General features: G+C 57.6%; 5 protein-coding genes and 1 pseudogene. 3 read left to right on the forward strand and 3 right to left on the reverse strand.

What is annotated here, in order from left to right:
* The first annotated feature begins 1,487 nt into the window (after nucleotides 1-1,487).
* Nucleotides 1,488-4,391, forward strand: a complete 2,904-nt coding sequence (locus tag C7476_RS25040; RefSeq protein WP_114432647.1) for an autotransporter family protein — start codon at nucleotides 1,488-1,490, stop codon at nucleotides 4,389-4,391.
* 146 nt (nucleotides 4,392-4,537) lie between these two features.
* Here C7476_RS25040 and C7476_RS25045 read toward each other — a convergent pair.
* Nucleotides 4,538-5,230: pseudogene (locus C7476_RS25045) on the reverse strand (IS6 family transposase).
* A gap of 150 nt (nucleotides 5,231-5,380) precedes the next feature.
* Entirely contained in the window at nucleotides 5,381-5,638 is a 258-nt protein-coding gene (locus C7476_RS25050) for a hypothetical protein (RefSeq protein ID WP_114432648.1), read from the reverse strand.
* 995 nt (nucleotides 5,639-6,633) lie between these two features.
* On the opposite strand from C7476_RS25050, the gene C7476_RS25055 reads away from it, so the two are divergent.
* Both C7476_RS25055 and C7476_RS25060 read left to right on the forward strand, forming a co-directional pair.
* The gene (locus tag C7476_RS25055) at nucleotides 6,634-7,002 is read left to right on the forward strand and encodes a SpoIIAA family protein (RefSeq protein ID WP_114432649.1); all 369 of its coding nucleotides are present in this window, start codon (nucleotides 6,634-6,636) and stop codon (nucleotides 7,000-7,002) included.
* A gap of 113 nt (nucleotides 7,003-7,115) precedes the next feature.
* Nucleotides 7,116-7,814 carry a MarC family protein gene (locus C7476_RS25060; protein WP_245426566.1) on the forward strand — a complete coding sequence of 233 codons (699 nt, stop codon included), beginning with the start codon at nucleotides 7,116-7,118 and terminating at the stop codon, nucleotides 7,812-7,814.
* Nucleotides 7,815-7,991: 177 nt separating this feature from the next.
* Here C7476_RS25060 and C7476_RS28570 read toward each other — a convergent pair.
* A partial coding sequence (locus C7476_RS28570) for a hypothetical protein (RefSeq protein ID WP_210207817.1) occupies nucleotides 7,992-8,171 on the reverse strand: 180 nt, incomplete at its 5' end.

The raw sequence follows: 8,171 nt of genomic DNA on the forward strand, positions 1-8,171 counted from the left end.
CAGCCCTCGATGTCCTTCCCATATCGGACGAGCACATCGCTCGCCTTAGGGAGGGGATTTTGGCTTTGTGCGTTAGCTGCTATCGCAGACGAAAGTGCTATTGACGCAGCCGCGATGATTGTCAGGAAGTTTCGCATGAATGTTCCCCTTTGTGGGTGCCCGTTGCATCTTGTTTAATTGCTGAGGTTTGTATGATGGTCGTCGTCAACTGCGCTAACGACTAACCGGTCTCGATGGTTAGACTAATGCGTGATCCGGCTATCAAAAAAAGGCTCGACTGAATGCCGAGCCTCCACCCTCAATACTTTATGTCTCGGCCGTCTTACGAGCGTCCTGCTTGGTATGTCGCTTGTCCTGACGGCACGCAGCGTTGCTTTTCTGGTTGGCCGCACGACAATCATGCTTCGTTTGTCGAGCTTCGGGGCGAGCTTGTTGGTGGACGTCAAGGGCTTGTTGGCGCTGTTGCGCGCTCCGATGGGGCGGGCGGCAATCAGGAGTTCCCCTGAGGCGGGCCGGGATAGTTCCTTTTCGAAGGGGAAGGAAAAGACCCAGCCCCCGCATGGCTTGTGGACTCTGCGGGGCTGGGTCGGTACGTTCGCTTGCGACAAACGTCAACGGACAATTAATAACCGAGTTGCTACTGATCAACAGCCATTTCGACTTAAGGTTACTGTTGGATAAACGAGCAGTTCCAACAATGGCGATTCTCCATCGCACCGCAAAGCCACCGTCCTGCCACACCGCGGGCCAAGGAACGCGATTGAGAGTAATTACGGTCAACCCGCGTAAGTAGCGGGTAGAGCGGCATGCCGCCACTGAACATCCTCAAACGAACAGCGAACATCTCGCGTTTCGGTGCTGGCCAAATCAGGAACACCTGAAAGTCAAGGCGAGATGCATCCCCAAAAAGTTGCACCGGCAGCGCGAACACCACCAAAGGTGGTTTTGGCGAGCCTTCTTCCGAAAGCTTCCGACCATGCGGCATCGTAGATTGAGGCCGGTTTCAGGATCAAACGAGGGCAGAAGGTGCAAGGAAAGGTGCAAGCGTATTCAGAGGCCATCTAGAAAATATTGCAAAAACAATACTATATCGTAAAGCGATGGCGGAGAGGGAGGGCGGCCGTGCTCCAGTAGGTTTTCACGCCGACGCGCACTTGAGCTCGGACTGTCGCATATTTAGGGATACCGGGTACGAGCAAGCCATTTCTTGCGAGCACGCCGAACCCGAACGAAAGAAGTCCTTGGTTCGTGGCCAATGCATTTGGGCCAACGACCTCAACGCGCTCTTTGCGTGATCACCGCCTGCCGCGGGCGAGGCGAGGGTGATCGATGATACCAGTCTGCAACAGCGGCAGCCAAAACGCACGGCCTGCCTCGTCGTCCATTGACCAATCCGTAACTGTCGATTCTTATTTTGCGGGCGAATGAAATTAATTCGCTTCCGCGGAAAGTGGGGATGTCCGACGGCGCAGCGAGAGGGGAAGGCTATGACCCACCATGGGATCCACGGAACCGTTACCCGTATCCGCATCCCCACGCGATCAGCGACAGCACTCGCGGCTCTTGTCGCACTATGCGCCTGGTGCGCCCCGCAATCGGCACGCGCACAATGCGCTCCATCCAGCAATGGTGGCGTTTTGCAAGATGGCGGGGCACCTTGCACGGCCGGCCCTGTAACCGTTGGCTACGGCACAGCCATCGACGCGCGCAACGGTGCCAACGTGACGGCAAACGGCGCCGTGACCGCGCACGGCTTCGGGACAGGGATCAGTGCCACAACTAACGCCATCGTCACAGCCAACGGTACGGTAACAGCCAGCGGTCAAGGGTTGAGCGCCAGCAACGGTGGCCAGATCGTAGCGAACGGTATCCTGTTGCAGAACGACGGCGGCGGCGGTGCGGTAGCCATGATCGCTAACAACGCCACCATCTTTGCAAATGGCATCACCGTGAGTTGGCCCAACGGCGGCGGCCAGAGCCTTGTGCAGTCCTTGGCGGGAGGACTGATTCAATTTACGAGCGGTTCGTCGCTCACAATTCCCGGTGGTGGCGTGCCCTCCGCGCTGTTGGCCGATGGCGCGCGGAGCCGCATCATCGCCGATGGGCTGTCTCTGTCGATGGGCGGTTCGGGCGGCATTACGGCGGCCAAGGCGCAGGCCGGCGGCAATATTCGGCTTACATCCGGCAGCATCGGGTTTTCCGGAGGCGGCGGCAACACCGGTCTCTCGGCGACGGGCACCAACAGCTCGATTACGGCAAACGGCGTAGTTATCTTGGTGGGTACGGGTGGCGGTGACGTCGGTGCGAATGCCGATTCAGGCGGCCACGTGGCTCTCACGGGAGGTAGTGTTTCCGTTCAGGGCGGCGGGGGGGAGAAGGGACTTCAGGCGAACGGCGCCGGCAGCCTGATTACCGCAAGCGATGTGGCCGTCAACATCACGGGAAGCAACGGGAATGCGGGTGTGTATGCCCGGAATGGCGGCGGCATCGAGACAACAGGCGGCTCGGTTTCCGTCGTCAACGGCGCGGGCGGTCTTCTGCAGAATGGTGGCAGCCTTACAATGGACGGCACCCATGTAACAGCATCGGGAAATGGAGGCTTCGGGTTTCGTTTCGACGGTGGTGGCAATGCGAAGACACAGTACAGCAATGGCACAATCACGGCCAGTAGCGCATCCTTCTCGGTGCAGGGGGCCGCGGCCAACATCGGCCTCACTAACACGATAGCGACGGCGAACAACAACACCCTGCTCGATACCAACTCCTCAGGTAACACGATTTTCGACGCACAGGAATCGACATTGCGGGGGGTGATCTCGACAAGGGGCAGCACCAGCACAGTCACCCTCGGACAAAATACCGTTTGGACGATGACCGGCAACTCGACGGCTACCACCGTCGCTAATAGCGCCAGCCAGATCATCTATGCCCCGCCGACCGGGGACCCGACGCAACTGTCGAGCTACAAGATGCTGACTCTCAGCAACTACGTCGGCGCCGGCGGTCGGATGGCCCTGAACACCTATCTCGGAACCGACGGATCACCATCGGACCGGATGGTGGTCAACGGAGGTGCGGCGACCGGCACGACCCGGATGAGCTTCACCGACACGGGTGGAGGCGGCGCCCTGACAACCGCCGACGGCATTCTAGTCGTTGACGCCACAAACGGCACGACCGAGCCGCGTGCTTTTGGCGGATTTGCCGCCGCAGGCCCGTATGACTACCTTCTCTTTCGTGGCGGTTCCACCCCGGGAAGCGAAAATGACTGGTTCCTGCGCAGCAATATTCAGCCGGGGCCAGATCCTGGGCCGAGTCCCGAACCGGGGCCAGGTCCTAGGCCGAACCCTGAGCCGCCGGCGCCGCCCGGACCGCCCGTGCCACGCTATCGCCAGGAGGTTTCACTCTATGCGGCCATGCCGGTAATGGCCTCGATCTATGGCCGCCATATCATCGACACACTGCATGAGAGGATGGGGGGCGATGCCCAATTGCTCGGTCCGGGCAAGCAGGACATGCCCGACGGAATGTGGGGCAGGATCATCGGCTACTGGGGCCACCGCGACGGCGATCCGATCGGCATCTATGGTCGCGACGGTCCGCCGTTCGACTACGACTTTGGGGCGATCCAGACCGGCCTCGATCTCTATCGAAACGAAGACGCCAACGGCCAGCGCGACAATGCCGGCCTTTATGTGGCAGTCGGCCGTGCCACTGCCGATGTCGAGCACAGTCTCCTCGGGCGTACCTTTAGGGGAGGCCAAGATAAATTTAACGCGGTTACCGTCGGCGGCTACTGGACGCGCTTCGGCGAGCGTAACTGGTACCTTGATGGTGTTTTGCAGGGAACCTGGTACGACATGGACATGACGGCAGCGCGGGGCTTGCGCGACGGTGACACGAACGGCTTCGGTCTGGCAGCCTCGCTCGAGGGAGGATATCCATTCCACCTTGGCAACGGCTGGCTGCTCGAGCCGCAGGCGCAGCTGGTCTACCAGGCGCTCAACATCGACGATTTCAACGACGGTGCGGCAGATGTCAGTTATTCCGACACCGATTCATTAGCCGGCAGGCTCGGCGCGCGGGTGGCGCGCGATTGGGGAATTGGTGCGGTCGACGCCAGTGGCCGGGCGCCCCGCACCTTCAGCCTGTGGGTCCGCGGTGACATCTGGCACGAATTCCTCGGCGACCCGACGACGGCGTTCTCCTCGGCGACCGGTTCAATCCCCTTTACCGCCGACCTGGGCGATACGTCAGGCAGGCTCGGCATAGGCGCTGCCATGCAGGTCACTGATGCCGCGACCGTATACGGCAACGTCAACTATGAAAGCAGTTTCGATGGCGATGCCGATGCCTGGGCCGGCAAGGTGGGCTTCAAAACGACCTGGTAGGACAACGCGGGCCACTGCCGGTTAACTTAATGCAGAGCTGAATATCGCTCGATGCGGTGCAGACCCGACCCTAGGACCGACCGCAGAAGTAGCGGTTTTGTTGCAACGCCTGAATGGACGCGCAAAGAGGCGTGATACGAGGCCAATTATGCGGCAAGAATTTCGAACTGCTCAGCCAGGGACGGATTCGGATTGTAGGCAAACCTCGCCTGTCGCTTGCGCATCATGTGGACCATTCCGATGCCGGACAGGATGATCGCGGCTGTTGCCTGTGATTTGAAGCCAAGCATTGGCCGGCCGCGGCGCTTGATGCGCCGATGGTCCTGTTCAATCCGGTTATTGAGGTATTTACTCTTGCGGATTTCGATCAGCTTCAGCCGGCGTCGAGGGCGATACTGCAAACGATTTGTGGTGTGAGGAAACGATAGCCTCCAGTTGGTCAGACTACCGTCGATGACAACGCGGTCGGGTCGGCCATGACGTGCCAGCGCCTTTCTGAAGAACCGCTTGGCCGACAGCAGGTCACGCTGCTCGCTGAACCAGAATTCGACCGTGTCGCGGACATTGTCGATGGCGCGGTTGGTACATCCACTGGCCGCGGACCTTGATGTAAGTCTCGTCTATAGGCCATTTGCCGGTCACGCACCGCCTGCGTCGGTTGAAACGCTCCAGCAGGTGCGGGCATAACGGACCGTCCAGCGGTGAATGGTCGTGTGGTCGACGGCAATGCCCCGCTCGGCCATCATCTCTTCCAGATCACGCAAGCTCAGACTGTAGGCCAGGTACCAGCGCACGCAAAGCAGGATCACCGACTGGTCGAACCGGCGGCCCTTGAACATTTGATCCTCCGAAATGTCAGAGGTCTTCCTTGTCACAGTGCCGGTATTCACAACGTTGCAACACAACCCCTCCAGCGCCGTCTCAATCTGTTGGGCACGATCAATCAGGATCGCTAGAACTTGATTGGGCAGAACGCCTATCCTCTCAGTCTAATTGTTGGTCCTCTTATTAGCCTGTTCCATGGCTTCCTCAAGCTCATCGTCCACTTTCGTGCGGGCAGCAAACAGTTCATCGAGGGCGAGCACCGCCTCTTCGCGACTCCAGCCTGCTGCCGTGGCCTCGTCCAAAACGTCCAACACCTCGACTTGCTTGTTGAGTAGCTCATTGAACCGCGGCTCCAGCGCTTTCTGGCAATCAATGGCTCGATCGGCATATTCCTCGCAACTGGGTGGCCCTTGAATCGGCATCTGTTTTCTCCTCTCCCTATCGGCCTTTGCAGAACGCCTGTGTAGTTCCCATCCTCAATATCTAATCGTCTATACCAAGATCACCGGCAGCTTTGGCGGCTATAAGCCCACGCAAAGCAAACCGAACCTCACTCTCATGCCAGCCGGCTGCCGTGGCCTCAAAGATTACTCGTTCACATCCCCGGTATCGAGCAACTCAAGGAAACGCGCCTCCAAGGCTTGTTCACATGCGAGAGCTCTGTCCGGATGACTCTCCGGCACTTTCGGTCCTTCAATTAGAGCCATAGGTCTCTCCAGGCTATGTTAACATTCTGCTCTCCGATGACAATATAGCGTTACGGCAGGGCCTGAATCAGAGCTCCAGGTTTACAAATTATGTAAAAGTCCCCATGGCCAAATAAGAACAATGTTTACCTGAAGCACCGGCAATCTCCGAACAGCTTCTCAGCGCAAACATCACTGGATAGCTCTGACGACAAACCTCGAAGACATATGACTCCAACAAAGCACTAATCAAACCAGCACACCAAGGGAAAGAAACGTATCGAAAGCGCTCTGAACCATAGAGACGCACAGAGACCGAACCACCCATCCGATATTTCCATCAGCTTCGATTTAACGTTACGGTGCCCCGTATCCAGTTAATTACCAACTTCTGCATAGTACGATTGGTCACCTTTTGGTGGCCGCAGAGTTCATGGCTTTCCGGTAACGTGGGGTCGAAGAGTTTGTATCCTCCCCATCTCCGGCCAAATCAGGCCAATGACGTTGGCCACGGCCGAAGTTTCTGATGACCACAGGAAACTGCGCTGGAAAACTCCCGACGAGGACACACATTCTTGCTATCCGCGTCGAGCGTCCCAAATCGAAGCTTTTGCAGATATAGAATAGGGATTAAATTAGAATTGGCATTTGATAGGCTGTTTGCTGTTAAGATCATCCGCCTGATTTGTTTTGTGCGGACATAACGCCAAGAAGAGAATAGAGGTAGGGCCATGATTCTACTTGAACCCCTGCGCGACCAAAACATCCTGGTCATTACGCCGCAGGGGCCGCTTGAACAGGCCGACTTCGAGACGATCGCAAAAGCGGTTGATCCCGTCATTATTTCGAAGGGCAAGGTCACCGGTCTGATGATCCGTATGAAATCATTCCCCGGATGGCGGAACTTTGCGGCTTTTGCAGCGCACCTGAAATTTGTCGCCCACCACCATCGCTCGATCGAATGCATTGCGGTTGTAACGAGCGGTGGGCTTCTGAAGATCATTTCGGGCATTGCCGGCTATTTCGTTCACCCCAAGATTCGGCTATTCGGCTTCAATCAACGGGAACAGGCGCTCTCGTGGCTGGAGACTGGTCGTTGATGACGTGTCTACAGGACATGATTCCGCCGGCTGCTTTATCTTTTGCGCTCGGCCCTTTTCGTTCGCGACAATCAATCCGTCATGAAGAATCCCGGCTGCGGCGCGCTAGCCGATTGATTCTCCTAATCCCCATTCTGGCGATCGTCCTTCCCATGCAATCCTTTGCGCAATCGCCGCTTGGAGCGGGGATGCCGGAGGTGGGGTTCGGCGCGCGCAAAATGTTCCTCATGCTTTTTCTGATGCTTGGCCCGATCCAGATCCTGGTGCCCTTCATGGCCATTGCAGGCAACTGCGCCCCAAGCTTTCGACGACGGATGGCCACGAGAGCGATCCTTTTTTCGGCGGCGGCTTTGGCTGTCGCCGGTCTGCTTGGCCGCACCATGCTTGAGAATTTCGAAATCTCAGTGCCTGTACTGGCGATGACCGGAGGTATTATCCTACTTCTCGTGGCTTTGCGCACCATCTTGCAGCAGTCTGTCGGCCTGCCGAATCGAATGGCGGAACCAGGACAGACGCCAGATCTGGGATTAGCCCTCACACCGCTAGCGTTTCCTACGATCGTCACACCTTATGGTATCGCGGCGGTAATCGTGTTCGCGACGTTGGCGAGCGGCCGCCAAGCGGAGGGCCTCACCGTCACCGCTATCGTGTTGCTCATCCTGGCTCTGGACTGGGTGGCGATGATTTTCGCGGAGACCATTCTTAGGTGGATCGGAACGGCACTTCAGGTATTGGCAGTCGTGCTCGGGGTTACCCAGGCAGCTCTCGGTCTGCAGATCATTCTGCATAGTTTAAGTATGATTACCTGGTAGATTGGCCGTTTCTGGCGAAAGCGTGGTAAACTAAATCGTTAAAGATCTGCTCATGGCGCGGACATCGACACCAGGATGGGTAACGAATAACGGCGGGGAAAAGGAAACGATCAATGGAACACTTCGCATTGAGAGTAGGGCTTCGCGGAAGCGCGCGCGGACTGGAGGGATTCATGTCTATTTCTGCGCTTGCGCTGTACTTGTCGCCTCCTGCCGCGTGCCTGGATTTCCAACTGCCATATATCCGGCCAACAAGTTGGATACCGAAACGTCGCCGGGTGTAAGCCTGAATTCATCGAGCTCGCACTTGTATCTCTCCATTGACCCGCGGAACGCTTGCTCGACCGCAGCGAACTT

The organism is Phyllobacterium bourgognense (genome assembly GCF_003337575.1).
In the GTDB taxonomy this organism is placed as follows: Bacteria; Pseudomonadota; Alphaproteobacteria; order Rhizobiales; family Rhizobiaceae; genus Phyllobacterium; species Phyllobacterium bourgognense.

Bases quoted from the DNA above. Each gene is read 5' to 3' on its own strand.
- C7476_RS25055 (WP_114432649.1), top strand. From the start codon at position 6,634: ATGATTCTACTTGAACCCCTGCGCGACCAAAACATCCTGGTCATTACG.
- C7476_RS25050 (WP_114432648.1), bottom strand. From the start codon at position 5,638: ATGCCGATTCAAGGGCCACCCAGTTGCGAGGAATATGCCGATCGAGCC.
- C7476_RS25040 (WP_114432647.1), top strand. From the start codon at position 1,488: ATGACCCACCATGGGATCCACGGAACCGTTACCCGTATCCGCATCCCC.